Annotated in this window: 25 protein-coding genes; 15 read left to right on the top strand and 10 right to left on the bottom strand. The window is 70.6% G+C overall.

All coding sequences use genetic code 11. The features are described from left to right. Positions 1-40: 40 nt before the first annotated feature. The gene (ppc, locus tag ACIHAX_RS22345; protein WP_397279362.1) at positions 41-2812 is read left to right on the top strand and encodes a phosphoenolpyruvate carboxylase; all 2772 of its coding nucleotides are present in this window, start codon (positions 41-43) and stop codon (positions 2810-2812) included. A 35-nt stretch (positions 2813-2847) separates the two neighbouring features. Further along, the gene (locus ACIHAX_RS22340) at positions 2848-4152 is read left to right on the top strand and encodes an alanine racemase (protein ID WP_364430301.1); all 1305 of its coding nucleotides are present in this window, start codon (positions 2848-2850) and stop codon (positions 4150-4152) included. A gap of 36 nt (positions 4153-4188) precedes the next feature. On the opposite strand, the gene ACIHAX_RS22335 is transcribed toward ACIHAX_RS22340, so the two are convergent. Beyond that, entirely contained in the window at positions 4189-4746 is a 558-nt protein-coding gene (locus tag ACIHAX_RS22335; protein WP_397279360.1) for a TetR/AcrR family transcriptional regulator, read from the bottom strand. A gap of 104 nt (positions 4747-4850) precedes the next feature. Between ACIHAX_RS22335 and ACIHAX_RS22330 the strand changes: the two genes are divergently transcribed. Next, positions 4851-5951, top strand: a complete 1101-nt coding sequence (locus tag ACIHAX_RS22330; protein WP_397279358.1) for an FAD-dependent monooxygenase — start codon at positions 4851-4853, stop codon at positions 5949-5951. Between the two features lie 4 nt (positions 5952-5955). On the opposite strand, the gene ACIHAX_RS22325 is transcribed toward ACIHAX_RS22330, so the two are convergent. Further along, positions 5956-6912, bottom strand: coding sequence for a YafY family protein (locus ACIHAX_RS22325; RefSeq protein WP_355080669.1), 957 nt, complete (start codon positions 6910-6912; stop codon positions 5956-5958). Between the two features lie 62 nt (positions 6913-6974). Between ACIHAX_RS22325 and ACIHAX_RS22320 the strand changes: the two genes are divergently transcribed. Next, entirely contained in the window at positions 6975-8162 is a 1188-nt protein-coding gene (locus ACIHAX_RS22320) for an epoxide hydrolase family protein (RefSeq protein ID WP_364430289.1), read from the top strand. A 160-nt stretch (positions 8163-8322) separates the two neighbouring features. Here the strand turns inward: ACIHAX_RS22320 and ACIHAX_RS22315 are convergent, their stop codons facing one another. Beyond that, entirely contained in the window at positions 8323-9069 is a 747-nt protein-coding gene (locus ACIHAX_RS22315) for an aminoglycoside phosphotransferase family protein (protein ID WP_397279355.1), read from the bottom strand. Between the two features lie 5 nt (positions 9070-9074). Continuing rightward, positions 9075-10046: a helix-turn-helix transcriptional regulator gene (locus ACIHAX_RS22310; RefSeq protein WP_397279353.1), complete on the bottom strand. Its 972-nt coding sequence runs from the start codon at positions 10044-10046 to the stop codon at positions 9075-9077. A gap of 63 nt (positions 10047-10109) precedes the next feature. Between ACIHAX_RS22310 and ACIHAX_RS22305 the strand changes: the two genes are divergently transcribed. Continuing rightward, the gene (locus ACIHAX_RS22305) at positions 10110-10601 is read left to right on the top strand and encodes a pyridoxamine 5'-phosphate oxidase family protein (RefSeq protein WP_364430280.1); all 492 of its coding nucleotides are present in this window, start codon (positions 10110-10112) and stop codon (positions 10599-10601) included. Positions 10602-10616: 15 nt separating this feature from the next. Here ACIHAX_RS22305 and ACIHAX_RS22300 read toward each other — a convergent pair whose 3' ends face one another. From ACIHAX_RS22300 to ACIHAX_RS22280, 5 genes are all read right to left on the bottom strand, one after another. Continuing rightward, complete coding sequence (locus ACIHAX_RS22300; RefSeq protein WP_397279351.1) at positions 10617-10904, bottom strand: hypothetical protein; 288 nt, start codon at positions 10902-10904, stop codon at positions 10617-10619. Continuing rightward, a complete protein-coding gene (locus ACIHAX_RS22295; RefSeq protein ID WP_397279349.1) occupies positions 10879-12123 on the bottom strand; it encodes an RNA polymerase sigma factor in 1245 nt (414 codons plus the stop codon). Before ACIHAX_RS22295 ends, ACIHAX_RS22300 begins: the two co-directional genes overlap by 26 nt. Further along, on the bottom strand, positions 12124-12462 hold the full coding sequence (locus tag ACIHAX_RS22290; RefSeq protein ID WP_397279347.1) for a YciI family protein: 339 nt from the start codon (positions 12460-12462) through the stop codon (positions 12124-12126). A gap of 14 nt (positions 12463-12476) precedes the next feature. Further along, on the bottom strand, positions 12477-13061 hold the full coding sequence (locus ACIHAX_RS22285; protein WP_364430265.1) for a dihydrofolate reductase family protein: 585 nt from the start codon (positions 13059-13061) through the stop codon (positions 12477-12479). 124 nt (positions 13062-13185) lie between these two features. Continuing rightward, positions 13186-13995 (bottom strand): isocitrate lyase/phosphoenolpyruvate mutase family protein, encoded by an 810-nt coding sequence (locus ACIHAX_RS22280; protein WP_356968986.1) that lies wholly within the window; start codon positions 13993-13995, stop codon positions 13186-13188. Positions 13996-14059: 64 nt separating this feature from the next. Here ACIHAX_RS22280 and ACIHAX_RS22275 point away from each other — a divergent pair, with 64 nt between their 5' ends. The 8 genes from ACIHAX_RS22275 (at position 14060) to ACIHAX_RS22240 (ending at position 22123) form a co-directional block, all read left to right on the top strand. Continuing rightward, positions 14060-14767, top strand: a complete 708-nt coding sequence (locus ACIHAX_RS22275; protein WP_397279344.1) for an ArsR/SmtB family transcription factor — start codon at positions 14060-14062, stop codon at positions 14765-14767. A 148-nt stretch (positions 14768-14915) separates the two neighbouring features. After that, on the top strand, positions 14916-15974 hold the full coding sequence (gene argC / locus ACIHAX_RS22270) for an N-acetyl-gamma-glutamyl-phosphate reductase (RefSeq protein WP_356968990.1): 1059 nt from the start codon (positions 14916-14918) through the stop codon (positions 15972-15974). Then, a complete protein-coding gene (gene argJ, locus ACIHAX_RS22265; RefSeq protein WP_355080694.1) occupies positions 15971-17188 on the top strand; it encodes a bifunctional glutamate N-acetyltransferase/amino-acid acetyltransferase ArgJ in 1218 nt (405 codons plus the stop codon). The genes argC and argJ overlap by 4 nt, the downstream gene beginning before the upstream one ends. Next, positions 17185-18120 (top strand): acetylglutamate kinase, encoded by a 936-nt coding sequence (gene argB, locus ACIHAX_RS22260; RefSeq protein ID WP_397279342.1) that lies wholly within the window; start codon positions 17185-17187, stop codon positions 18118-18120. Before argJ ends, argB begins: the two co-directional genes overlap by 4 nt. Continuing rightward, positions 18117-19319 (top strand): acetylornithine transaminase, encoded by a 1203-nt coding sequence (locus ACIHAX_RS22255; protein ID WP_356968995.1) that lies wholly within the window; start codon positions 18117-18119, stop codon positions 19317-19319. Before argB ends, ACIHAX_RS22255 begins: the two co-directional genes overlap by 4 nt. Further along, on the top strand, positions 19316-20260 hold the full coding sequence (argF, locus tag ACIHAX_RS22250) for an ornithine carbamoyltransferase (RefSeq protein ID WP_364430250.1): 945 nt from the start codon (positions 19316-19318) through the stop codon (positions 20258-20260). The genes ACIHAX_RS22255 and argF overlap by 4 nt, the downstream gene beginning before the upstream one ends. Continuing rightward, positions 20257-20757, top strand: coding sequence for an arginine repressor (locus ACIHAX_RS22245; RefSeq protein WP_397279339.1), 501 nt, complete (start codon positions 20257-20259; stop codon positions 20755-20757). Before argF ends, ACIHAX_RS22245 begins: the two co-directional genes overlap by 4 nt. A gap of 376 nt (positions 20758-21133) precedes the next feature. Next, positions 21134-22123 carry a diacylglycerol/lipid kinase family protein gene (locus ACIHAX_RS22240; RefSeq protein WP_397279337.1) on the top strand — a complete coding sequence of 330 codons (990 nt, stop codon included), beginning with the start codon at positions 21134-21136 and terminating at the stop codon, positions 22121-22123. On the opposite strand, the gene ACIHAX_RS22235 is transcribed toward ACIHAX_RS22240, so the two are convergent. Continuing rightward, the gene (locus tag ACIHAX_RS22235) at positions 22091-22546 is read right to left on the bottom strand and encodes a phosphatase PAP2 family protein (protein ID WP_364430243.1); all 456 of its coding nucleotides are present in this window, start codon (positions 22544-22546) and stop codon (positions 22091-22093) included. The two genes, ACIHAX_RS22240 and ACIHAX_RS22235, sit on opposite strands and share 33 nt — an antisense overlap. 128 nt (positions 22547-22674) lie before the next feature. Here ACIHAX_RS22235 and ACIHAX_RS22230 point away from each other — a divergent pair, with 128 nt between their 5' ends. Both ACIHAX_RS22230 and argH read left to right on the top strand, forming a co-directional pair. Further along, positions 22675-23877 carry an argininosuccinate synthase gene (locus ACIHAX_RS22230; RefSeq protein WP_355080705.1) on the top strand — a complete coding sequence of 401 codons (1203 nt, stop codon included), beginning with the start codon at positions 22675-22677 and terminating at the stop codon, positions 23875-23877. A 524-nt stretch (positions 23878-24401) separates the two neighbouring features. Further along, a complete protein-coding gene (argH, locus tag ACIHAX_RS22225; protein WP_397279335.1) occupies positions 24402-25811 on the top strand; it encodes an argininosuccinate lyase in 1410 nt (469 codons plus the stop codon). Positions 25812-25831: the final 20 nt, after the last annotated feature.

The raw sequence follows: 25831 nt of genomic DNA, 5'->3' as shown, positions 1-25831 counted from the left end.
TCGCATTTCCCGGCGGGCCGGAGGACAATACTGTCTGATCATGGGTGAAACGACGAGCGAGACCCAACAGGACGCCATCCGGCCGCTGCGCGACGACATCCGGTTCCTCGGTGGCGTGCTCGGCGACACCATTCGCGACCACGAGGGGCCGGAGGTCTTCGACCTCATCGAGCGCGTGCGCATCGAAGCGTTCCGGGTGCGCCGCGAGGAGGTCGGGCGCAGCGCCGTCGCGGAGATGCTCGACGGAGTGGACATCGCGGTGGCCCTTCCGCTGATCCGCGCGTTCAGCTACTTCGTGCTGCTGGCCAATCTGGCCGAGGACATCCAGCGCGACCGCCGCCGCGCCGCGCACGAGACGGCGGGCGAACCGCCGCAGGACTCGTCACTGGCGGCCACCTACCGCAAGCTGGACGCGGCGGCGCTGGACGGAACCCGGGTCGCGGATCTGCTGGCCGACGCGCTGGTGTCGCCGGTGATCACCGCGCACCCGACCGAGACGCGCCGCCGCACCGTCTTCGACGCGCAGGCCCGGATCACCGAGCTGATGCGCCTGCGCCAGCGCTACGCCGAGAACGAGCGCGAGCGCGCCGACCTCGAGCGGCGGATCCGCCGCCAGGTGCTGAGCCTGTGGCGCACCGCGCTGATCCGCTTGGCGCGCTTGCGCATCCAGGACGAGATCTCGGTGGGTCTGCGCTACTACGACCTGACCCTGTTCGACGTGATCCCGGCGATCAACGCGGAGGTGCGCGCCGCGCTGCGCTCGCGCTGGCCCGGCGTCGAGCTGCTGCCGCGCCCGATGCTGCGTCCCGGTTCGTGGATCGGCGGCGACCGCGACGGCAACCCGTACGTCACCGCCGAGGTGGTGCGGCAGGCCGCCTCCCGCGCCGCGGGCGTCGCGTTCGAGCGCTACCTGCGCGATCTGGTGGAACTGGAGAAGACGCTGTCGTTGTCGGCCCGGTTGGTCGCCGTGACGCCCGAGGTCGCCGCGCTCGCCGAGACCGGGTACCCCGATCCGGCGACGCACGCCGACGAGCCGTATCGCCGTGCGCTGCACCACGTCCGGGCCCGGCTGACCGCCACCGCGCTGGCGGCGCTCGAGCAGGTGCCGCCGAACGGCCTCGATGCCGGGGCGCGGCCCTACCCGACTCCGCAGGCCGTCCTGGACGACTTGGACGCGATCGACGCCTCGCTGCGGCGCAGTGGCGACGGCCTGCTCGCCGACGATCGCCTCGCCACGTTGCGCCACGCCCTGGAGACGTTCGGCTTCCATTTGCAGAGCCTGGACATGCGCCAGAACTCGGAGGTGCACGAGCAGGTCGTCGCCGAACTGCTGGCCTGGGCCGGGGTGCACTCCGACTACGCGAGCCTGCCGGAGTCGCGCCGAGTGGAACTGCTCGCCGCCGAGCTGCGCACTCGCCGCCCGCTGCTCGGTCCGCACGCCCGGCTGAGCGAACTGGCCGTCAAGGAACTCGGCATCGTCCGCGCCGCCCGGGACGTGGTGGAAACGCTCGGCGCGGCGGCGGTGCCGAACTACATCATCAGCATGTGCACGTCGGTCAGTGATCTGCTCGAAGCCGCCCTGCTGCTGAAGGAGGGCGGTCTGCTCGACCCAGGGGAGCCGGACGGGCCGCCGAGTTGCCCGGTGGGCATCGTCCCGCTGTTCGAGACCATCGAGGACCTCGGCGCTGGCGCGGCCACGCTGTCGGCGGCGCTGGAGGTGCCGGTCTATCGCGAGCTGGTGGCCGCGCAGGGGATGCGTCAAGAAGTGATGCTCGGCTACTCCGACTCCAACAAGGACGGCGGGTATCTGGCCGCCAACTGGGCGCTGTACCGGGCGGAGCTGGATCTGGTCGAGGTCGCCCGCAAGACCGGCATCCGGTTGCGGCTGTTCCACGGCCGCGGCGGCACGGTCGGTCGCGGCGGCGGCCGCAGCTACGACGCGATCCTCGCCCAGCCGGCCGGAGCGGTGCGCGGCTCGCTGCGGCTCACCGAGCAGGGCGAGGTGATCGCCGCGAAATACGCCGAACCCGGTGCGGCGCATCGCAATCTGGAGTCGCTGATCGCGGGCACCCTGGAGTCGACGCTGCTGGACGTGGAGGGTCTCGGCGCCGACGCCGAGCCGTCCTACGGCATCATGGACGACCTGGCGGCCCGCGCCCGAGCCGCGTACGCGCGGCTCGTGCACGAGACACCCGGATTCGTCGAGTACTTCCGGCAGTCCACGCCGGTCGCCGAGGTGGGCGATCTGAACATCGGCAGCAGGCCTGCCTCGCGCAAGCCGACGAATTCGGTCGCGGACCTGCGCGCCATCCCGTGGGTGATGTCGTGGAGTCAGGCGCGGGTGATGCTGCCGGGGTGGTACGGCACCGGTGCCGCGCTGGAGGAATGGATCGGCGGCGACCCGGAACGTCTGGCGACCTTGGCGGATCTGTATCGCCGCTGGCCGTTCTTCCGCACGGTGCTGTCCAATCTGGCGCAGGTGATGGCCAAGAGCGATCTGGACATCGCCGCCCGCTACGCGGAACTCGTGGACGACGTGGCGTTGCGGGAGCAGATCTTCGGCATGATCCACGACGAACACGCCCGGACCGTCCGCATGCACGCCGCGATCACCGGCAACGATCACCTGCTGGCCGACAACCCGTCGCTGGCCGAGTCGATCCACAACCGCTTCCCCTACCTGGAACCACTGAACCAGATGCAGGTGCAGCTGCTGCGCCGCCTCCGGGCCGGGGACGACTCCGAACTGGTGAAACGCGGCATCCTGCTGACGATGAACGGCCTGGCCACCGCCCTGCGCAACTCGGGTTAGCCGCCGAAGGGCCCGCGTCCGGTAGGAAGGACGTCGTGTCGATCGACGAAGCAGCCGTGGCGGCGCTGGCGGACCGCCGGATCGGTCCCGAGCACAAGGGCATGCCACCCGCGTTCTGGGGGCGGACCGTGCGCGAACTCCGCGCTGCCGCACCGGCGCTCGATCAGCTGGAGACGCCGGTGCTCACGGTCGATCGCGCGGCCCTCGCGGAGAACATCGCGGTCATGGCCGAGTGGGTGCGGGCGGCAGGCGTTCGGCTGGCGCCGCACGGCAAGACGACGATGGCGCCGCAGGTGTGGGCCGATCAGCTGGCCGCGGGCTCATGGGGCATCACCCTCGCCACCATCTGGCAGACGCAGGTGGCGCGGTCCTTCGGCGTCGCGCGGGTGCTGCTGGCCAACGCGCTGGTTGACCCGGTCGGATTGCGGTGGGTCGCGGCGGAATCGGCGCGCGATCCGTCTTTCGAGTTCTACTGCTGGGCCGACAGCCCCGAAACGGTTGCCTTGATGGACGCGCATCTGCGCACCGCCCCCGAGTCGGCGCGGATCCGGGTGCTGGTGGAACTCGGCGGCCCGCACGGCAGAACCGGCGCACGCACGGTGGAACAGGCGCACGCCGTAGCTCGGGCGATCGCCGGCGCGTCCCGGCTGACGCTCGCCGGGGTGGGCGGTTACGAGGGCGCGCTCGCACACGACCGCACCGCGACCGGCATCCGCGCGGTGCGCGACTACCTCGGGGAACTCGCCCGGCTGCACCGGGAACTCGACGCGGCGGGGCGATATCGCGGTCCGGCCGTCGTCACCGCCGGTGGGAGCGCCTATCCCGAGCTGGCGCTCGAGTACCTCGCCCCGCTGTCCGACGAGCAGGGCAGGCAAGGTGTCGCGACGACGGTCGTGCTGCGCTCGGGCGCGTATGTCATCCACGATGACGGCTTCTACGCGAGCATGTCGCCACTGGCGGCTCCCGAGTGCGCGCGGCCGCTGCGCTCGGCGATGCACGGCTGGGCACGCGCACTCTCGCGCCCGGAGCCCGGCCTCGCGTTGCTCGACGCGGGCAAACGTGATCTGCCTTTCGACGAGGGGATGCCGGTTCCGCAGCGCGTCGCGGGACCGCGGGGCGGTGCGCTCGACTCGGACGCGACGGTCTCCGCGCTCAACGACCAGCACGCCTTCCTCCGGTTACCGGGCGGCGCCGCCACCGAGTTGCCCATCGGGGCGGTCGTTCGGCTCGGTCTGTCACACCCGTGCACGGCTTTCGACAAATGGCGGCTGATCCCGGTGATCGATGACGCCGATGCGCCCTCGCCGCGAGTGGTGGATCTCCTGCACACGTTCTTCTGACGGGTGGCGCCGGGCTCTCGGCCGCGACGCCCGGCGCTAGTCGTTCGAAGCGATCAGCGCGCGCACCAACCGGTCCAGCACCGGACGCGGATCGAAATCCGGTGTCGGATCGACCAATTGGTGCAGGATGATGCCCTCGAGCTGGCCGACCAGGATCTGCGTCGTCGCCCGGTCCCCGCCGACGTTCGCCAGCAGGCTCGCGGCCCATTCGGTCAGCCTGCGGTGGCCGCTCCGCACGGTCTCACGCAGCGCGGGCGAGGTCCGCGCTTCTTGGAACAGCGCGTAGCGTGCCAATGTCCCTGTGGGGTCGGTTCGCGCCGCGTGGACGACGAAGGCGGCCGTGCCGTCGACGAGGTCCTCGATGGTGGCGGGGGCGGGTCGCCGGTTGAGCGCCTCCCAATCCGCGTAGTCGCGAGCTTCGAGTCGCTCGGCGATGCCGGTCAGCAGCGCCGCACGGGTGCGGAAGTAGTTGGACGCCGATCCGGCGGGCATGCCCGCGACCTCGTCCACCGCGCGGTGGGTGAGGGCTCGGATCCCGCGGGACCCGAGCAGCTCGATCGCCGCGTCCAAGACGAGTTCGCGCTTACCGGACATTCCTCGATACTACAGCGGTAGTGATACCGGTTACAGTCCGGCGCGGCGACACTACATACGTAGTAGCGTTCGGGGAACCGAGTGGTCCGGAGAAAGGGGAAACGATGCCCGAGGTGGTCATCGTGGGCGGTGGCATCGGTGGTCTGGCGACCGCGGTCGCCTTCCTCCGGCAGGGCCTGCGCGTCGAAGTGCTCGAGCGGAGTGCCGAAATCACCGAGGTCGGGGCGGGGTTGTCCTTGTGGCCCAACGCCCTGCGTGCTCTCGATGTACTCGGCCTGGGCGACGCGGTGCGGGCACGGGCCGTCGAGGAGGGCGCTGCGGGTATTCGCGACCGCACCGGGCGGTGGCTGACCAGGATCGACGCCGAGAAGCTCCGGGCGGCGTACGGCAGCCCGATCATGCTGCACCGCGCCGATCTGGTGGACATTCTGCGGTCGGCCATCCCGGCGGAGGCGCTGCGCACCGGTGTCACCGTGGCCGAGGCGAGGGTGGACGGCACGGTGGTGCACTCGGCCGGGACGTCCAGCGGAGACTTCGTCGTCGGCGCCGACGGCATCCGCAGTGTGGTGCGCCGCGCCGTCTGCGGCGAGATTCGGCCCCGCTACGGCGGATACACCGCATGGCGTCTGGTCGTCACGCCGCACCAGCCGGTCACCGATATGGGCGAAAGCTGGGGGCGCGGTGAGCGTTTCGGGTACGCGCCGCTCGCGGACGGCCGGGTCTACTGCTTCGCCACCGCGAACATGCCCGCGGGCACGGCGAGCGGCGGGCTCGCCGAGTTGCGCGCCCGGTTCGGCGGCTGGCACGAGCCGATTCCCGCCCTGCTCGCCGCGGCCGGGAACGCCGAGGTACTGCGGCACGATCTCTACGACCTGCCCGCGCTGAAAACTTTTGTGGCAGGGCGGATCGCGCTCGTCGGCGACGCCGCGCACGCGATGATGCCCAACCTCGGGCAAGGCGCCTGCCAGGCGCTGGAGGACGCCGTGGTGCTGGCCAGGGTCGTGACCCGCGACGGTGACCTGACCGCCTACGACCGGGAACGCGGGCCGCGTACCCGGATGATCGCGGCTCGCTCGCGCCGGATCGGCGCGGTGGCGCAACTGTCGTTCCCGCCCGGCGTCGCGCTGCGGGACGCCTTGCTGCGGGCGATCCCCGGCTCGGTGCAACTCAGGTCGTTCGCGCCGGTCCTGGATTGGCGCTGCTAGCTCGCTACGGCGCGAAGTCGCGTACCGCGCGCTCGCAGCGGGCGGCCTGGGCGCGGAGCGCGTCGAGGAGTTCCGGTGGGCCGGTGAGCACGGTGAAGTCGAGATCGACCGAGGTGATCATCCAGACCAGCTGTTCGGGCGTCTCGCTGCCGACATGCAGGCGGCAGCTGTGCTCGTCGACGGCTTCCACGACGCCCGCACCGGGCCAGACGCGTCCGGCGGCGTCGTCGGCCGATCGGTGCAGCAGCACCGTCGCCTGATACGGCCACGAGTGGGCCGACAGCCGCATCGAAAGATATGCCACGACATCGCCTTCCGGCGGCTCCCGGGGCGTGAAGCGCGGCCCGGTCGGAATCCGCGGGGTCATCCGGTCCACCCGGAAGGTGCGCCAGTCGGTGCGGTCGACATCCCAGGCGACCAGGTACCAATGCCTGCTGAAGTGCACGAGGGTGTGCGGCTCGACGGTGCGCGGGCCGAGCGCGCCGTTGTGCGCGCGGTAGTCGAACCGGAGCCGTTCGTGGCGCTGGCACGTTTCGGCGATGGCCATGAGCGTGTCCGGATCGACCTGCGGCGCCGGTGCGCCGACGCGCAAGGTGGCGCCGCGCAGGGTGCGGATCCGGTGCCGCAAGCGCGGCGGGAGCACCTGCTCCAGTTTGGTCAGCGCGCGCAGCGATGCCTCTTCGAGCCCGGTCACGGTACCGCCGCGCAGCCCGACCGCCACCGCGACCGCTTCGTCGTCGTCGAGCAGCAGCGGCGGCAGCGCTGTCCCCGCGCCCAGCCGGTAGCCCGCTGCGCCGCGGGTGGCATGGATCGGGTAGCCCAGCTCGCGCAGCCGGTCGACGTCGCGGCGAACGGTGCGGCCGGTGACGCCGAGCCGTTCGGCCAGTTCGGTGCCCGTCCGGTCCGGACGGGTCTGCAGCAGAGTCAGCAGGGCGAGCAGGCGGGCCGACGTTTCCAGCATGACGCCAGCATGCCCGGAAGTTAGGAACGCTCCCGTCCTAAGCCCTTCCTACCGTGGCCGATATGACTACCGAACCGGACATTCGCCCCTTCCGCATCGCCATCCCGCAGGAGCAGATCGACGATCTGCGCCGGCGCCTCGCAGGCACGTCGTGGCCGAGCGACCTGCCCGGCGCCGGATGGGACAAGGGCATGCGAGTGTCCTACCTGCGACCGCTGGCCGAGTACTGGCGTACCGAATTCGATTGGCGCGCAGTGGAAGCGGAGCTGAACGAGCTGCCGCAGTTCGTCACCGACATCGAGGGGCAGCAGGTGCACTTTCTGCACCTGCGCTCGCCGGAGCCGGATGCCATGCCGCTGGTGCTCGGGCACGGCTGGCCCGCGTCGTTCGTCGAGTTCCTGGAGTTGCTCGGACCGCTGAGCGATCCGCGCGCACACGGCGGCGACCCGGCCGACGCGTTCCACGTGGTTGTGCCCTCGCTGCCGGGTTTCGCGTTCTCCACGGTGGCCCCGGACCCGGGTGCGGGCTCGACCGAGCGGTTCGCGGAGGTGGTCGCGGCACTCATGGCGCGTCTGGGCTACCACCGCTACGGCGTGCAGGGCGGCGACGCGGGGTACTTCGTCGCCGCCCAACTGGGCCATATCGACCCCGAGCATTTGGTAGGCCTGCACGTGAACGGTCCGATCACGATTCCATCCTGGGACGGCGACGCCGAAAACTCCGGCGGCCCGGACGAATACGTGGCTCAGGCGGAATGGTCCGCGGCGGATCAGGCGAAGCTGGACACGATGACCGGTCCGGACAGCTATGCCCGCTACGACTACGCGACCGTGCAGGCGAACCGTCCGCAGACGCTCGCGATCGGCCTCCAGGACTCACCCGCCGGGCTGCTGGCTTGGATCGCCGACCTGTTCCGGCAGTACACCAACCCGGCGATCGAGCTGCCCGACGACGCGGTGGACCGGGACGCGCTGCTGACCAACGTCAGCCTGTACTGGTTCACCGGAACCTTCGCCTCCTCGCTGCGGCTCTACAGCGAATCCGCGGTCTGGGGCGCGCCGACGCGGAAGTCCGATGTGCCGACCGCGGCGGCGATCTTCCCTGGCGACATGTCCGTCCGCAAACTCGCCGAAGACGCGCACAACATCGTCCGGTGGACCGAGTTCGACCGCGGCGGGCATTTCGCGGCGATGGAGGCGCCGGATCTGCTGCTCGCGGACGTGCGCGAGTTCTTCCGCACGCTGCGCTGATCCGGCCCACTCGTCCACAGGGCTGACCGGGCCGGACACCACCCGGCGGCCGCGCACGGCCGGTGAGTGGTCCATCCGTCGATGGACCTCGGCGGATCCGCTTGTCCCGCCGGGCTTTCCCGGGTCGAATGTCGGTGCGGCGGCACGCTCGAGACCCGGATCATCCGTCGTACCGGAGTGCCGCTTCGAAGGCGGCGCGGTGGGCGCTGGTGTAGGCCTGTTCCCGTTCGGACCAGGCGATGCGGGAGGCGACCTGCTCGGGGCTGGTGCCGCGATGGCCGGGGTCGGCCAGCTGTGCTGTCCACCAGTGGGCGTTGCGGATCTGGCGGTCGAGCATCGCGTCGACGACGTTGGCTCGCTCGGCATTGGTGAGGCCGTAGGCGTCGGTGAGGATTCGCACCTGGGCTGCCTGGGCGGGGGCGGGTGGTGCGTCGGGCTTCGAGGAGACGCACCACGTCCAGGCCAGGTATCCGAAGTCTTCGAGCGGGTCGCCGGGGGCGGCGGTGTCGAAATCGATGAAGGCGACCGGTCGGGCATTCCGGAAGACGGTGTTGTTGGGGCCGGGGTCGTGGTGGCAGACGACCGGCCTGCCTGCCGTGAGGCCGCTGTCGCGGGTCGCGTCGTGGAGCGAACGGAGCAGGGCCCCTGCCGCGGCGACCTGGGTGTCCGTCCAGCGCTGGAACCTGGCGGGCACCCATCCGGGCAGGTAGGTGAAGGTATCGCGGCCGGTGTCGTCGATTCCGAGATAACGCGGTGCGCCGGCGAAACGGACTTGCGGGAGGTGCGTGAGCAGTTCGGCGACGAAGGCCGACGAGGCGGTGGCGGGTCGTCGCACTGTGTCGCCGACGCGGACCACGCCGGGGGTGATTCGTCCTCCGGTCAGGGGGATTTCGGCATCAGGTGACATAGGAACTACTTCCCGGAGTAGCGCGCGTGCATGGCGGCGGCGGTCGCCGCGAGTCGCGCGCGCAACTGCGGTGGGTCCAGAACCTCGACGTGCTCGCCGAGCGGCAGCAGGCCGTGGGCGAGCACGTCGTAGGACTCCGACGGAACCACCACCTCGACCCACCCTTCGGCATCGGGCGGTCCCGCCGAGGCCAGTGCCTCCGCGACCGCCGCCGGATCGTTCGTCAGCCGCAGCAGGCGCAGGTGGGTGGCGGCGATCCGGCAGCGCGCCCGCACGCGCAGCATCGAGCGCGCGAATTCGTCGGCGGCCTCGGACCAATGTGTGCGCAGATCGAATTGCGCTGGGCGGGAGAAGGTTTCGCCGGTCGGCTCGGCGGCGAGTATCCGGCCGACCCGGTACGAGCGCGGTGTGGACCCGCTGCGCGCCACCAGATACCAGGTGCCCGCCTTGAGCACCAGACCGAGCGGGTCGAGCAGGCGCTCGACCACTTTGTCGTTGCGGCGGTAGCGCACCCGCAGCCTGCGGTCGTGCCAGAGCGCGTCGGCGATCGTCGCGAGCATCGGCGTCGCGTCCGGCCGGTGGAACCAGCCCGGCGCGTCGACGAGCACACGTTCGGCGATGCGCGTCGCCCGCCCGCGCAGTTCCGGCGGCAGCGCGGCGAGCACCTTCAACTGCGCGGTGGCCAGCACGGTGCCGAGCCCGAGATCGGCGGCTGCACCGGGCAGACCGGTCAGCAGCACCGCGTCGGCTTCGTCGGTGGTGAGGCCGGTGAGCCGGGTGCGGTAGCCGTCGACCAGCCGCACGCCACCGGCCCGGCCCGGCTCGCTGTAGACCGGGACACCGGCCGACGAGAGGGCCTCGACGTCGCGGTAGACGGTGCGCACCGACACCTCCAGTTCCCTGGCCAGTTCGGGCGCGGTGAGCCTGCCCCGCGTCTGCAACAGCAAGAGCAGCTGCACCAGTCGACTCGCTCGCACGTAGGCGACACTAGCCGGAAACCCGGACAGGAGATGGCAAGTATTCGCCGTACCGTCGCCGGTATGACCACTTGGAGCCGGTTCACCGAAGAAGCGCCGCACATCGCCGAGATCTTCCTGCGCAGGCACCGCGCGGCGGGCAATCTCTGCATGCTCGGCACCATCCGTTCGGACGGATATCCACGGATCAGTCCGATCGAGCCGCGCGTCTTCGATGGGCTCCTGGTGATCGCGGGGATGCCGGGCACGACCAAGTTCCGCGATCTGGCGCGCGATCCGCGCTTCTGCCTGCACACCGCCACGGTGGACACGAACGTTTCCGACGGCGACGCCAAACTCTTCGGCACGGTCGTCGAGCTTCCTGACCGCGACGTGCACGTTCGCTTCGCTCAGCACCTGTTCGACCAGACCGGGTTCGACATCAGGGGCCAACAGTTCGACCACTTCTACGTCGCCGATCTCACCGGCGCGTCGACAGTGGAGGTCGCGGGCGACCACCTCGACATCACCATCTGGAAACCGGGCGAAGGCGAACGCGTGGTGCGCAAGCACTGACCCGGCGCCGCCGCCTCACTCCCGTGCCGTCAACTGGACGGCGATCGGGCTCGGGACCGGGACACCGCGCCGGCGCAGGTCTTCCAGGAATCGGCGGACGAGAGGATCGCCCGGGGTGGCGGTGAGGCAGACGACCTCGCGCACCAGGGGCGGACGCAGGCTGCGGACGGCGCCGGAGAACGTGGCCGTCAGCGCGCTGGTCGGCACGAGTGCGGTGCCGAGTCCGGCGGCGGCCAGCTGGGCGGCGGTGGTGGCAGCCGCCCGGCGTGGCGCGCCGTCAATCGCTCCGGCGTGGTTGCCCACCGAGGTCGGCGCGCCGACGCGCCAGGAAACTGCGCTCGGCGGCATTGTCGGTGCGGGCGATGGCGGCGTCGTAGGCGGCGGTGGCCTCCTCGGTGCTGCCGAGCCGGGTCAACAGGTCGGCGCGGATGGCATGGAACAGGTGGTACCCCGCCAGGGGCAGGGCGTCCACCTGTGTCAAGGCCGTTGCCGGACCGTGTATTTCGGCGACCGCCACCGCGCGATTGAGCGCGACGATCGGACTCGGCGCGAGTGCGGCGAGCTGGTCGTAGAGCCGCAGGATCTGGGTCCAGTCGGTGGCCGCGGCGGTGGGTGCGTCGGCATGCACCGCGTTGATCGCCGCCTGCAGCTGGTATTGCCCCGGCTGGTTGCGGCGCAGGCACTGCCGGACGAGTGCGTGTCCTTCGGCGACGAGGTCGCGGTCCCACCGGCTGCGATCCTGCTCCGCGAGCGGGACGAGAGAGCCGTCGGCACCCGTGCGGGCGGCGCGGCGGGACTCGCTCAGCAGCATCAGCGCGAGCAGTCCGGTCACCTCGGGCTCGTCCGGCATCAGCTCTGCCAGCAAGCGCCCGAGGCGGATCGCCTCGGCGCAGAGGTCGGCCCGGACCAGCCGCGCGCCGGAGGAGGCGGTGTGCCCCTCGGTGAAGATCAGATACACGACGGCGAGTACCGCGCGCAGCCGGGCGGGCAGCTCGGCGTCGGCGGGCACCCGGTAGGGAATGCGGGCATCCCGGATCTTGCCTTTGGCGCGCACCAAGCGTTGCGCCATGGTCGCTTCCGAGACCAGGAATGCGCGGGCGATCTCGGCGGTGCCCAACCCGCCGAGCAGCCGCAGGGTCAGTGCCACCCGCGCCTGTTGCGCGAGGGCTGGGTGGCAGCAGGTGAAGATCAACCGGAGGCGGTCGTCGCGCACGGCGCTCACGGGCTCCAACGGTTCGTCCTCGGCATGCAGGAGCCTGGCCTGCGCGTGCCGGTCCGCCCGGGAGGCATCGCGGCGCAGGCGGTCGATCGCCCGGTTGCGCGCGGTGGTGATGATCCAGCCGGGCGGGCTCGGCGGGACACCGTCGGCGGGCCAGCGCTGGACGGCGGCGGCGAACGCGTCCTGCACCGCGTCCTCGGCGACGCCGATGTCCCCGAACACGCGGATCAGGCTCGCCACCGCACGGCCGTAGTGCTCGGCGAACACCGCTTCGATCACCGAGCCGGTCACGGCCTCGCTCATCTATTCGTCTCGGATCGGACGGACTTCGATGGGCAGAGTGACGACGGCGGCGAGCCTGCGGCCCCATTCCAGAGCCTCGTCGAGATCGGCGGCGCGGATGACGGTGAACCCGCCGATGTGCTCCTTGCCCTCGACATACGGGCCATCGGTGATCAGCATGTCGTCGCCTTCGGCGCGCAGCACGGTGGCGGTGCTCGGCGCGTGCAGGCCCGCCGCGAACACCCAGGCTCCCGCCGCCCGCATCGCGTCGTTCAGCGCCGCGAGATCGCGCATGATCTCGTCCAGGTTGTCCGGCACGCCATCGTCGGGCTGGTAGATGCCGAGCAGATAGTTCTTCATTCCGTCGTCCTCCCTCACGCACGCCGGTAGGTGGTGATGACGACACCGGTGCCGGTCACCACGGTGTCGACCGACCGCAGGCCGACCGGCCCCACGCCGTCGAACAGGCGGCGACCGGTGCCGAGCACCAGCGGGTGGGTCAGCAATAGGTACTCGTCCACGAGATCGTGACGCATCAGAGAGCGCAACAGGTCACCGCTGCCGAGTACCACCAGGTTCCGGTCCGGCTGCCGCCGCTGTATTCCGGGCACCGCCGTCGCCGCGTCGCCGCCGAGCCAGATCGAATTCTGCCAGGCCAGCGGCCCGCTTCCGGTGCGAGAGGCGACGATCTTCTCGGTCTTGTCCAGCGCCTCGGCCATCGGATCGCCGACCTGTCGCGGCCAGTATCCCGCGAAATCCTCGTAGGTGCGCCTGCCGAGCAGCAGCGCGCCGCGGTTGGCCGCCATATGCCTGCCCATGACCTCCGCCTGCACCGGGTCGTCGTGCCGGTGTGCCCAGCCGCCGTGGGCGAATCCGTCCCTGCTGTCCTCATCCGCCCGGCCGGGCGCCTGCATGACGCCGTCCAAGCTCAGATGCTCCACCGCGATGATCTTGCTCATCTCCGCTCCTTCCGCGACCGGCGCGGCGCCGGTCTCACCACGTACACGAACGGACGACCGGCGTATCGACAGCGAGCGCGGAATATTTTCCGCCCAATTTCCGGCACCGCGGCATCGGGCGGACTCACTTGTCAGGCAGCAGGCGTTGGATGTCGGAATAGCTGACGATGCCCGGCGCGACGGGAGCGTCGTGCCGCACGGCGCGGGCCACGTCCACCGCGGCCGACAGCGCGGCGCGGTAGAGCAGCGATCCGGTGCTGATCCGGCGGACACCCAGGTCTGCCAGCGTCGCGATGCCGGGGCCGGTGGCCGAATAGAGGACGTTCACCGGCAGCTCGGTCGCCGCGACGATCCGCTCGACGCGGGCCGGGTCGGCCACGCCTGGCACGAACACGCCGTCGGCTCCGGCCGCGGCGTAGCGCCGCGCACGCTCATGCGTGGAGCCGTGGTCGAGGCCGAGCCAGTAGGTGTCGACGCGGGCATTGACGAACAGCTGTGGCGTGCGGTCCTTGATCGCGCCGATCAGCGCGGCTTGGTGCCGTGGGTCGGCCAGAGCGGAACCCGCGCGGCCATCTTCGAGGTTGATACCCGCGATCCCGCAGGCGGCGAGTTGTCCGGCGAAATCGGCGACCGCTTCGGGCCGCTCGTCGAACCCGCCCTCGATGTCGACGGTGATCGGGATGGGCAGCCGGCCCAGGCGCCGGGCGGCATCGAAGGTCTCCGCCTTCGTGACGCCCGCACCGTCGGCGAGCCCCGCCGCGGCGGCCACGCCCAGGCTGGTGGTGCCGATCGCCGGGAATCCCTCGGTCGCCAGCAACGCCGCCGAGGCGAAATCCCAGGCGTTCGGCAGCACCAGGGGCAGGTCGCGGTGGTGCAAAGCGCGGAAGATCTCGAACTTGGTCGGCGCGGGCGCCGCCGGAGAAGACGAAGTCATGCCGCGACCGTAGCCACGGGACGTTTCGGCGCCCGCCGAAACGACGACGCGCCATGATGAGGTGATGTCCGATCGAGGAGCCGAACTGGCGGGCCTGGCCGCTCTGCTCGCCGACCGCACCCGCGCCGACATCTGCCTCGCGCTGCTGGACGGACGGGCCTGGACCGCGGGCGAACTCGCGCGCCATACCGGTGTCGCGCCGTCCACCGCGACACAACACCTGGACCGGCTGCGCGACGGCGGGTTGGTGCTCGAGCATCGGCAGGGCAGGCACCGCTACCTGCGGCTGGCCGGGCCCCGGGTAGCGGACCTGCTCGAGGCCATGGTCGCCCATGTCGGCCCGCCCGCCGCCCCGGCGACCGGACTGCGCACCGCGACCGCCGCCGCCGCGCTGGCCCGTGGCCGCACCTGTTACGACCATCTCGCGGGCCGGTTGGGTGTGGCGGTCACCGACGCCATGACCGCGCAGGGCTTGTTGCGCGGCGACAGCGGGTTCGCGCTGACGGAGCCCGGCTCGGCGTGGCTCACCGGGCCGATGGGCGTCGACCCCGCCGCGCTGCGCGCCACGCGACGGCCGATCGTCCGGCCGTGTCTGGACTGGACCGAGCGCCGCGTTCATCTGGGCGGCGCGGCGGGCGCGCAACTCTGCCGCCGCATGATCGAGCTGGCGTGGATCAAGCGGATCGGTAGCGGGCGCGCCGTGCGCGTGACGGCGCGGGGCGAGGCCGGGCTGGTGGATACGCTGGGCATCGCGCCCGAACTACTGCGCTGACCTGCGGCGGAAAAATGCGCCGTTGCTCGCGGGACCGATACCGCGAGCTCGCCGTTTCGTGTGACGACGCGGCGGGTATCTGGTGGTCGTGAACCGCTCCCGGCGACCAGGCTGTGAATGAGCTTGCATAGTCATGCATAATCATCACATGGTTGATTCCTCGGGCGGACCCGCCGTGCGGGTCGCGGTAGCCGGTGCCAGCGGGTACGCGGGCGGCGAAGTGTTGCGTCTGCTGCTGGGGCATCCGGCCTACCGAACCGGGCGCCTCGTCATCGGGGCGCTGACCGCGGGCTCCAACGCGGGCACCCCGCTGGGGGAGCTGCAACCGCATTTGCTGCCGCTGGCCGATCGGGTGCTCGCGCCGACCACGGCCGCCGAGCTGGCCGGGCACGACGTGGTCTTCCTCGGCCTGCCGCACGGCCAGTCCGCGGCCATCGCCGCCGAGTTGCCCGAGTCCACCGTGATCATCGATTGCGGCGCCGACTTCCGGCTCACCGACCCCGAGGCCTGGGAGAAATACTACGGCAGCCCGCACGCGGGCAGCTGGCCCTACGGTTTGCCCGAGCTGCCCGGCGGCCGGGAGAAGCTGCGGGGCGCGACGCGGATCGCGGTCCCCGGCTGCTATCCGACCGTCGCGAGCCTCGCGCTGGCTCCCGCCGTCGCCGCCGGCATCGTTGAGCCCACCGTGCATGTGGTCGCGGTGAGCGGCACCTCAGGAGCGGGCCGCAAGCTGGACATCGGGCTGTTGGGGTCGGAGGTGATGGGTTCGGCGCGGGCCTACGGGATCGCGGGCGCGCACCGGCACACCCCGGAGATCGCGCAGAACCTCACGGCGGCAGGCGGCACGGACGTCACAGTGTCCTTCACGCCGGTACTCGCGCCGATGCCGCGCGGCATCCTGGCCACCTGCACCGCACCGATTCGCGTCGACGCGGCGCAGGCGCGCGCGGTCTACGAAAAAGCCTATGCCGACGAGCCTTTCGTGCACCTGCTGCCGGAGGGCGCGCTGCCGCAGACCGGGTCGGTGCTCGGCTCCAACGCCGTGACCCTGCAGGTGGCCGTGGACGCCGACGCGGGCGTGCTCGTGGTGATCGGCGCGATCGACAACTTGACCAAGGGCACCGCGGGCGCCGCGGTGCAATCGATGAACCTGGCCCTCGGCTTCGAGGAGACCGAAGGACTTTCCACCGTAGGAGTGGCACCGTGACATCGACCGACACCGCCAGCGGCAAGCTGGTCCGCACCCAGGGCGTGACCGCACCGCTCGGCTTCCGCGCGGCGGGCATCGCCGCGGGCATCAAGGTCAGCGGCAAGCCGGATCTGGCGCTGGTGTTCAACGAGGGTCCGGAGTACCCGGCCGCGGGCGTGTTCACCCGCAACAAGGTGAAGGCCGCTCCGGTGCTGTGGTCGCAGCAGGTGCTGACCGGCAAGCGGCTGCGCGCGGTGATCCTGAACTCCGGCGGCGCCAACGCCTGCACCGGCCCGGGCGGATTCCAGGACACGCACAAGACCGCCGAGGAACTCGCCGCCGCGCTGAGCAACTGGGGCACCGAGACCGGAGCGGGGGAGATCGCGGTCTGCTCCACCGGGCTCATCGGTGACCGGCTTCCGATGGACAAACTGATCCCCGCCGTCACCGAGATCGTGCACGAGATGGGCGGCGGCCTGTCCGGCGGCGCTGATGCCGCGTGGGCCATCATGACCACCGACACGGTGCCCAAGGAGGCGGCGTTCCACCACCGCGACAAGTGGAACGTCGGCGGCATGGCGAAGGGCGCGGGCATGCTGGCCCCGTCGCTGGCGACCATGCTGGTCGTGCTCACCACCGACGCGGCGGTGACCGCCGATCAGCTCGACCGCGCGCTGCGCAACGCCACCGCGCGCACCTTCGACCGGCTCGACGTGGACGGCTCCTGCTCCACCAACGACACCGTCCTGCTGCTGGCCAACGGCGCGAGCGAGGTCAGCCCGAGCCAGGAGGAGTTGGACGCCGCCGTGCTCGCGGTCTGCGACGATCTGGCCGCCCAGCTGATGGCCGACGCCGAGGGCGTCACCAAGCGGGTGCTGGTCACCGTCGCAGGCGCGGTCACCGAGGACGAGGCCGTGGCCGCGGCGCGCACCGTCGCCCGCGACAGCTTGGTCAAGACGGCGCTGTTCGGATCCGACCCGAACTGGGGCCGGGTGCTCGCGGCGGTCGGCATGGCGCCGGTGACGTTGGACCCGAATCGGATCTCGGTGTCGTTCAACGGCAAACCGGTGTGCATCGATGGCGTCGGCGCGCCCGGCGCACGCGAGGTCGATCTGTCCGGCGCCGACATCGAGGTGCTGATCGACCTGAACGTGGGCTCCGCGCGTGCGACCATCCGCACCACCGACCTCTCGCACGGTTACGTCGAAGAGAACTCGGCCTACAGCTCATGACCAGCGATGTGCTGCACACGCTTTCGGCGTTGGACAAGGCGCACGTCCTGGCCGACGCCCTGCCGTGGTTGCAGAAGTTCCGGGACAAGATCGTCGTCGTGAAGTACGGCGGCAACGCCATGGTCGACGACGACCTCAAGCGGGCCTTCGCCGCCGACATGGCGTTCCTGCGCACGGTCGGCGTCCACCCGGTGGTGGTGCACGGCGGCGGCCCGCAGATCAGCGCGATGCTGAAAAAGCTCGGGCTGCAAGGCGAATTCCGCGGCGGCTTCCGGGTGACCACACCCGAGGTGATGGACGTGGTGCGGATGGTCCTGTTCGGTCAGGTCGGCCGCGAGCTGGTCGGCCTGATCAACTCGCACGGCCCGTACGCGGTCGGCATCTCCGGTGAGGACGCCCGGCTGTTCACCGCGACCCGCCGCACGGTCGAGGTCGACGGCGAGCCCACCGACATCGGGCTGGTCGGCGACGTCACCGAGGTGAACCCGGATGCCGTGCTGGATCTGATCGGGGCGGGCCGAATTCCCGTGGTGTCGACCATCGCCCCGGACGCGGAGGGCGTGGTGCACAACATCAACGCCGACACCGCCGCCGCGGCGCTCGCCGAGGGCATCGGCGCCGAGAAACTGGTGATGCTCACCGACGTCGAAGGCCTGTACACGAACTGGCCGGACCGTTCGTCGCTCACCTCCAGCATCGATACGAAAGCGTTGGACGAGTTGCTCCCACGCCTCGATGCGGGCATGGTGCCCAAGATGGAAGCCTGCCTGCGCGCTGTGACGGCCGGGGTGCCGACCGCGCATGTCATCGACGGCCGGGTCCCGCACGCCGTGCTGCTGGAACTGTTCACCGGAGAAGGAATCGGAACGATGGTGACGCCCGCCCCGCTCATCCCGAACGGGTCCGGCGCGCCGAACGGAACGAAACAATGAGCACAGCTGAACTGCAGCAGCGGTGGTCCGCCGCGCTGATGAACAACTACGGCACACCGAAGGTCGCGCTGGTCCGCGGCGCGGGAGCCGTGGTCTACGACGCGGACGGCAAGCGCTACGTCGATTTCCTCGGCGGCATCGCGGTCAACAGCCTCGGGCACGCGCACCCGGCGATTCTGGAGGCGGTCACCCAGCAGCTCGGCACGCTCGGGCACGTGTCGAATCTGTATGCCAGCGAGCCGGTCGTCGAGCTGGCCGAGCGGCTGCTCGCGCACTTCGGCGACGGCGAAGGCCGGGCGTTCTTCTGCAACTCCGGCACCGAGGCCGTCGAAGCGGCGTTCAAGATCGCACGGCTGACCGGGCGGCCCAAGCTCGTCGCCTGCGAGGAGGCCTTCCACGGCCGCACCATGGGCGCGCTCGCCCTCACCGGGCAGCCGTCCAAGCGCACCCCGTTCGAACCGATGCCGCCCGGCGTCGTGCACGTGCCCTACGGCGACGCCGCGGCGCTGGAGGCCGCGGTCGACGAGGACACCGCCGCGGTGTTCCTCGAGCCGATGATGGGGGAGAGCGGCGTGGTGGTACCGCCGTTCGACTACCTGGCCAAGGCGCGTGAGATCACCGCGCGCAAGGGTGCGCTGCTGGTGCTGGACGAGGTGCAGACCGGCATCGGCCGGACCGGGAAGTTCTACGCCCACCAGGCCGTCGGCATCGTCCCGGACGTGATCACCCTGGCCAAGGGTCTCGGCGGCGGACTGCCGATCGGCGCGGTGCTGGCCACCGGGCGGGCGGCCGATCTGCTCACCCCCGGCATGCACGGCACCACCTTCGGCGGCAATCCCGTGTGCGCCGCGGCGGCGCTCGCGGTGCTGCGCACGATCGATGAGACCGACCTGCTCTCGCACGTCGAGTCGGTCGGCAAGCGGCTCAGCGACGGCATCGAACTGCTCGAGCATCCGCTCATCGATCAGGTGCGCGGTGCGGGCCTGTTGCTGGGCATCGTGCTCACCGACGAGGTGTCCGCACAGGTCGAGGCGCGGGCGCGGGAGGCGGGCTACCTGGTCAACCCGGCCAAGCCCGACGTGATCCGGCTGGCGCCGCCGCTGGTGCTCACCGAGACCCAGGCCGACAATTTCGTCGCCGACCTGCCCGGGATCCTCGACGCCGCGCTCGCTGACGCGAAAGGAGCTGCGGCGCAATGACTTCCGTGCGGCATTTCCTGCGTGACGACGATGTCAGCCCGGCCGAGCAGGCCGAGATCCTCGTCCTCGCGGCCGAACTCAAGAAGTCGCCGTTCGCGCGGCGCCCGCTGGAGGGTCCGCGCGGCGTCGGCGTGATCTTCGAGAAGAACTCCACCCGCACCCGGTTCTCCTTCGAGATGGGCATCGCCCAGCTCGGCGGGCACGCGGTGGTCGTCGACGGCCGCGACACCCAGCTGGGCCGGGAGGAGACGCTCGGCGATACCGGCCGGGTGCTGTCTCGGTATGTGGACGCCATCGTGTGGCGCACCTTCGAGCAGTCCCGGCTGGACGAGATGGCCGCCACCGCGACGGTGCCGGTGGTCAACGCGCTGTCCAACGAGTTCCATCCCTGCCAGGTGCTCGCGGACCTGCAGACCCTCGCCGAGCACAAGGGCGACCTGACCGGTCGCGAACTGGCCTACTTCGGCGACGGCGCCAACAACATGGCGCACTCGCTGCTGCTCGGCGGCGCCACGGCGGGTCTGAACGTGACCATCGCCGCGCCCGCGGGGTTCGAGCCGCAGCCGTGGGTGGTGGAGGCCGCGCGCAAGCGGGCCGCCGAGACCGGCGCGACCGTCACGGTGACCGGCGACCCGGTCGCCGCCGCGTGGGGCGCCGACGCGCTGGTCACCGATACCTGGACGTCTATGGGGCAGGAGAACGACGGCCTGGACCGGGTGGGTCCGTTCCGCCCGTTCCAGCTCAACGCCGAGCTGCTCGCGCACGCGAAGCCGGACGCGGTCGTGCTGCACTGCCTGCCCGCGCACCGTGGCGAAGAGGTCACCGACGAGGTGCTCGACGGGCCGCACAGCGTGGTGTGGGACGAGGCGGAGAACCGCCTGCACGCGCAGAAGGCGCTGCTGGTCTGGCTGCTGGAGCGACGATACGGGGGAGGGGCGTGACCGAGGTCAGAAGCGGCCCCGCCATCGCGCGCACCCGCGCCGGGCGGCAGTCGCGCATCGTCGAACTGCTGTCGGCGCACGCGGTCCGCAGCCAGACCGAACTGGCGGCGCTCCTGGCGGCCGAGGGCATCGAGACCACCCAGGCGACGCTGTCGCGGGACCTCGACGAACTCGGTGCGGTGAAACTGCGCGCGGCAGACGGCGGCGCGGGCGTCTACGTGGTCCCCGAGGACGGCAGCCCCGTCCGCGGTGTCACCGGCGGCACCGACCGGCTGTCCAAACTGCTCGGCGACTTGCTGGTCTCCACCGACGCCAGCGGCAACATCGCGGTCCTGCGCACCCCGCCCGGCGCGGCCCACTACCTGGCCAGCGCCCTGGACCGCGCGGCCCTGTCGTACATCGTCGGCACCATCGCGGGCGACGACACCATCGCCGTCATCGCGCGCGAACCCCTGACCGGTGCGGAAGTAGCCGCGAAGATCGAACAACTAGCCTGATCCGTCCCCGACTCCGTGCCTGATTCGTCGAACCGCCAATGACCTTCTCTCGAACTGCGTGAGTAGGTCCATTGGTCCTCCCTCCCGAGGTGGGGTACGTCGGCAGGGCTTCCGGGCAGCTGCTCGACGACTCCTGCACACGTGAGCTGAGGAATTCGCTGGTCAGGGGCACATTTCTTTCGTCGTCGTACCGGGTCGCCGTGGACCGAGACGTAAGATACGGAAGTGTCAGGGTCAGCAACCGCCAATGGGGACATGACGTGTCAGTCCGATGCCGACGAGCGGCCGACGATCCTTCGCGGAACCCGACCAGTGGAGTCTGCGAAGGCGGCCTGAGGTCGCCATCGGTAGCTGATAGCAGTCGGGGGAAAGCTTCATGACCTTCCCCCTGATGCCCCGTCCGAGCAGCGGCCCGTCCGAGCAGGGACGTTGTGGCTGGAGTGCCGTGGACCCGCCGCTACGGCCGGTGTTGTTTGTCAACCCGAAATCGGGCGATGGGGCGGCCGGTCGCGCGAGGGTTGCTGAACGGGCACGGGATCTCGGGATAAAGGTGGTCGTTCTCGATCCCGGCGAGAGCCTCACCGAGCGCGTCGAGGAGGCGGTGAGGCAGGGCGCGGACGCGCTGGGGATGGCTGGTGGCGACGGCTCCCTCGCGGTTGTGGCAGCGGCCGCCGCCGCGCAGGGTGTGCCGTTCATCTGCGTCCCGGCCGGGACACGTAACCACTTCGCGCTCGACCTGGGAGTGAACCGGCAGGACGTGGCGGGCGGGCTCGACGCGTTCACCGATGGGGTCGAGCGCCGGATCGACCTGGCAGAAGTGAACGGCCGCGCATTCGTGAACAACGTTTCACTCGGGATCTACGGTGAGGCGGTCCGCCATCCGGCCTATCGCGACGCCAAGGTGCGCACTCTAATGGAGACGGCCGATCGGGTGGCCGGCCCCGGTGGAAGGACACCGGCGCTGCACCTCGTCGACGACGTAGGCCGGCAGCACGCTCAGCTCGCTGTTGTGCTGGTTTCGAACAACCCCTACGCCTTGGGCCCTCCTGTCCTGGGCAGTCGCCCGTCGCTCGAGAGCGGCCTACTGGGCATCGTCGTTCTCGACGCGCCGGATCCCGGGCGGCATCCTCCAGGGCGCGCTTGGAGCGCACCGGACTTCGAGGTCTTCGCCCCCGCGCCGGTGCACGCGGGTATCGACGGTGAGCCGGTGGTGCTGAACGCGCCGCTCAGGTTCGCCATTCGCCCGGCAGTGCTCCGCGTGCGCATCTCCTCCCGGCATCCTGGCGCCTCGCCCTCCGCTCGTCTGCGACCGGCACGGTCCCCGAGGAGCGCTTCACCGTCTGTCCGCCGGCAGGCGCCGGAGTAGTCGGCCGGGTACGACGCCTCTCCGCCTCGACGACCGATACCTGCGGTCGCGTACGCCCGCCACCATGGCCGACGTTCCGGCTCCGAGGACCGAGCCGAGCACGACGTCACCGGGGTAGTGCACGCCGGTGTGCACCCTCGAATAGGCCACCCCACTGGCGAGCAACCGGATCGGCACTGCCAGCGCCGGGTAGCGTCGGCCCACCGAATAGGCGAACGCAAAAGCCGAGGCGGCGTGACCGGACGGGAAGGACGCGGACTCCAGCATCGGAACGAGACGGCCGACAGTGACCTCGATCCAGCTCACTTGTCGGTCGAGCTGAAGATACTGCGGCTGTACATGGGCACGGTTGATGGGTGCCGGCTCTCCAGCGGAGCGCGGAACCCGACCCCCGATTATGAATGAGCTTGCATCATCGTGCATAATCATTTGCAGAATGACGCAGGGCCTCAAGGCTGGTCGCGAGGGCGTCGGGGCCGGGCCGTTCCCACTGCTCGGACACCCGCCATACTGCTGATACACCTACCGAACCATCGAGGAGCACACAGAACATGTCCGAGCGCGTCGTACTCGCCTACTCCGGTGGGCTGGACACCTCCGTCGCGATCAGCTGGATCGGCAAGGAGACCGGCGCCGAAGTGGTGGCCGTGGCCATCGACCTCGGCCAGGGCGGCGAGGACATGAACGTGGTGCGCCAGCGCGCCCTTGACTGCGGCGCCGTCGAGGCGATCGTGGTCGACGCGCGCGACGAGTTCGCCGACCAGTACTGCCTGCCCACCATCCAGGCCAACGCGATGTACATGGGCCAGTACCCGCTGGTGTCGGCGATCAGCCGCCCCCTCATCGTCAAGCACCTGGTCGAGGCCGCCAAGTTCCACGGCGCGAGCACCGTCGCGCACGGCTGCACCGGCAAGGGCAACGACCAGGTCCGCTTCGAGGTCGGCATCGGCGCGCTCGCGCCCGATCTGAACGTGATCGCCCCGGTTCGCGACTACGCCTGGACCAGGGAGAAGGCCATCGCCTTCGCCGAGGAGAACGCGCTGCCGATCAACGTCACCAAGAAGTCGCCGTTCTCCATCGATCAGAACGTCTGGGGCCGCGCGGTGGAGACCGGGTTCCTCGAGGACCTGTGGAACGCCCCGACCAAGGACGTCTACGACTACACCTCCGACCCGACCGTCAACTTCGAGGCTCCCGACGAACTCATCGTCACGTTCGACAAGGGTGTTCCGGTGGCCATCGACGGCCGCCAGGTCAGCGTGCTGGAAGCGATCATCGAGCTGAACCACCGCGCCGGCCGCCAGGGCGTCGGCCGCCTGGACATGGTCGAGGACCGCCTGGTCGGCATCAAGAGCCGGGAGATCTACGAGGCTCCGGGCGCCATCGCGCTGATCACCGCGCACCAGGCCCTGGAGAACGTCACCATCGAGCGCGAGCTGGGCCGGTACAAGCGGCAGGTCGAGCAGCGCTGGGGCGAGCTGGCCTACGACGGCCTGTGGTTCTCCCCGCTCAAGCGCGCGCTGGACGCCTTCATCCTGGACACCCAGCAGCACGTCTCCGGCGACATCCGGATGGTGCTGCACGGCGGCTCCGCCGTGGTCAACGGCCGCCGCTCGGAGCAGTCGCTCTACGACTTCAACCTGGCCACCTACGACGAGGGCGACACCTTCGACCAGTCCCTGGCCAAGGGCTTCGTCCAGATCCACGGCCTGTCCTCCAAGGTCGCCGCCCGCCGCGACCTGAACCAGAAGTAAGCCTCAGGCGTGCCGGTGCCCGACCGAGCACCGGCACGCCGACGGCTCCCACGAGGGTGGCCTCGAACCAGAATTCGCGCTGCACCGCCTCGACTTCGGCGGCGGTGGGGTAGGAGTGTGGCTTCCCGTAGTCTCGAATCGGCGTTCGGAGTGTGCTGACAGGGCAGCAGTGCACCCCGAAAGCAACCTGCGTACGCCTTCGCCCCGGCGCTCGAGGCCCCGGCATATGGTTTCGAGCAACCACCGAAGCTGCGTCGAACAGGAACGACTCGACCTGTGCGCGCCGACGCAACAACTCGTTCCTCGGTCCAACGGAACGACTGAGCCGCAAGTCGATGCACCAGTTGATCCCGCAAACCAACCCACAACTGTTCTCGCGAATCAACGCACCAACTGATCTCGCAAGAACATGGGTAACTCACCGGGTACGCCCAAAACCCGACCGACACCCAACGCAAGACCTGAACGCAAACCGACCACCCACCCAACTGGTACGGCCTGAATACCCGGAGAGGCGGAACAGCATGAGCACGAACCAAGGTGCGCTCTGGGGCGGGCGATTCGCCTCCGGACCGGCCGAGGCCATGGCCGCGCTGAGCAAGTCGACGCACTTCGACTGGGCGCTGGCCCCCTACGACATCCGCGCGTCGAAGGCGCACGCGCGTGTGCTGCACAAGGCCCGGCTGCTCTCCGACACCGACCTGTCCGGCATGCTCGACGGGCTGGATCGCCTCGCGGCGGACGTAGCGTCCGGCGCGTTCGGCCCCGCCGAGTCGGATGAGGACGTACACGGCGCGCTGGAACGCGGCCTGATCGAACGGGTCGGCGCCGAACTCGGTGGCCGGTTGCGGGCGGGGCGTTCGCGCAACGACCAGGTGGCCACGCTGTTCCGGATGTGGCTGCGCGACGGCGTGCGCCGGGTGGCCGCGGGCGTGCTCGCGGTGGTCGACGCGCTGGTGGAGCAGGCGGCCGCGCATCCGGACGCGGTGATGCCGGGCAAGACCCATTTGCAGGCGGCGCAGCCGGTGCTGCTGGCCCATCACCTGCTCGCGCACGCGCACCCGCTGCTGCGCGACCTCGACCGGCTGCGCGACTTCGATCGCCGCGCGGCGGTGTCGCCCTACGGTTCCGGCGCGCTGGCGGGCTCCTCCCTGGGACTCGACCCCGAGGCCATCGCCGCGGATCTGGATTTCGACGCGGCCGCCGCCAACTCGATCGACGCGACCTCGGCGCGGGACTTCGCCGCCGAGGCCGCGTTCGTGCTCGCCATGATCGGCGTCGACCTGAGCCGGATGGCCGAAGAGGTGATCCTCTGGAGCACACCGGAATTCGGCTATGTCACGCTGGCCGACGCCTGGTCGACCGGCTCGTCGATCATGCCGCAGAAGAAGAACCCCGACGTCTCCGAGCTGACCCGAGGCAAGGCGGGCAGGCTGATCGGCAATCTCACCGGCCTGCTGGCCACCCTCAAGGCGCAGCCGCTGGCCTACAACCGCGACCTCCAAGAGGACAAGGAACCTCTCTTCGACTCGGTGGCGCAACTCGAACTGCTGCTCCCGGCCATCGCGGGCTTGGTCTCGACGCTGACCTTCCACACCGATCGCATGGCCGAACTCGCGCCCGCGGGTTTCACGCTGGCCACCGATATCGCCGAATGGCTCGTCCGCCAGGGTGTTCCGTTCCGGGTCGCGCACGAGGCGGCGGGTGCGTGCGTGCGTGCCGCCGAGTCCAGCGGCGTCGGCTTGGACGAGCTCACCGACGAGGAGTTCGCCGCGATCGACCCGGCGCTGACCGGGAAGGTGCGCGAGGTGCTCACCGTGCAGGGCTCCATCGCGTCCCGCAACGCCCGGGGCGGTACGGCCGGGGTCCAGGTCGCGGCGCAGCTCGCGGAGGTGCGCGAGGCGGCGGCCGCGGCGCGAGCCTGGCTGGACTGAACCCGGGCTACGCCCGTCCG

This window comes from Nocardia sp. NPDC051929 (assembly GCF_044548645.1).
GTDB lineage: Bacteria > Actinomycetota > Actinomycetes > Mycobacteriales > Mycobacteriaceae > Nocardia > Nocardia sichangensis.
The sequence above is the reverse complement of the archived record's forward strand: the minus strand, read 5'-3'. Positions and strand labels throughout refer to the sequence as shown.

Bases quoted from the DNA above. Each gene is read 5' to 3' on its own strand.
- ppc (WP_397279362.1), top strand. From the start codon at position 41: ATGGGTGAAACGACGAGCGAGACCCAACAGGACGCCATCCGGCCGCTG.
- ACIHAX_RS22335 (WP_397279360.1), bottom strand. From the start codon at position 4,746: ATGTCCGGTAAGCGCGAACTCGTCTTGGACGCGGCGATCGAGCTGCTC.
- ACIHAX_RS22330 (WP_397279358.1), top strand. From the start codon at position 4,851: ATGCCCGAGGTGGTCATCGTGGGCGGTGGCATCGGTGGTCTGGCGACC.
- ACIHAX_RS22325 (WP_355080669.1), bottom strand. From the start codon at position 6,912: ATGCTGGAAACGTCGGCCCGCCTGCTCGCCCTGCTGACTCTGCTGCAG.
- ACIHAX_RS22320 (WP_364430289.1), top strand. From the start codon at position 6,975: ATGACTACCGAACCGGACATTCGCCCCTTCCGCATCGCCATCCCGCAG.
- ACIHAX_RS22315 (WP_397279355.1), bottom strand. From the start codon at position 9,069: ATGTCACCTGATGCCGAAATCCCCCTGACCGGAGGACGAATCACCCCC.
- ACIHAX_RS22305 (WP_364430280.1), top strand. From the start codon at position 10,110: ATGACCACTTGGAGCCGGTTCACCGAAGAAGCGCCGCACATCGCCGAG.
- ACIHAX_RS22295 (WP_397279349.1), bottom strand. From the start codon at position 12,123: ATGAGCGAGGCCGTGACCGGCTCGGTGATCGAAGCGGTGTTCGCCGAG.
- ACIHAX_RS22290 (WP_397279347.1), bottom strand. From the start codon at position 12,462: ATGAAGAACTATCTGCTCGGCATCTACCAGCCCGACGATGGCGTGCCG.
- ACIHAX_RS22285 (WP_364430265.1), bottom strand. From the start codon at position 13,061: ATGAGCAAGATCATCGCGGTGGAGCATCTGAGCTTGGACGGCGTCATG.
- ACIHAX_RS22280 (WP_356968986.1), bottom strand. From the start codon at position 13,995: ATGACTTCGTCTTCTCCGGCGGCGCCCGCGCCGACCAAGTTCGAGATC.
- ACIHAX_RS22275 (WP_397279344.1), top strand. From the start codon at position 14,060: ATGTCCGATCGAGGAGCCGAACTGGCGGGCCTGGCCGCTCTGCTCGCC.
- argC (WP_356968990.1), top strand. From the start codon at position 14,916: ATGGTTGATTCCTCGGGCGGACCCGCCGTGCGGGTCGCGGTAGCCGGT.
- argB (WP_397279342.1), top strand. From the start codon at position 17,185: ATGACCAGCGATGTGCTGCACACGCTTTCGGCGTTGGACAAGGCGCAC.
- ACIHAX_RS22255 (WP_356968995.1), top strand. From the start codon at position 18,117: ATGAGCACAGCTGAACTGCAGCAGCGGTGGTCCGCCGCGCTGATGAAC.
- argF (WP_364430250.1), top strand. From the start codon at position 19,316: ATGACTTCCGTGCGGCATTTCCTGCGTGACGACGATGTCAGCCCGGCC.
- ACIHAX_RS22240 (WP_397279337.1), top strand. From the start codon at position 21,134: ATGACCTTCCCCCTGATGCCCCGTCCGAGCAGCGGCCCGTCCGAGCAG.
- ACIHAX_RS22235 (WP_364430243.1), bottom strand. From the start codon at position 22,546: ATGCACGATGATGCAAGCTCATTCATAATCGGGGGTCGGGTTCCGCGC.
- ACIHAX_RS22230 (WP_355080705.1), top strand. From the start codon at position 22,675: ATGTCCGAGCGCGTCGTACTCGCCTACTCCGGTGGGCTGGACACCTCC.
- argH (WP_397279335.1), top strand. From the start codon at position 24,402: ATGAGCACGAACCAAGGTGCGCTCTGGGGCGGGCGATTCGCCTCCGGA.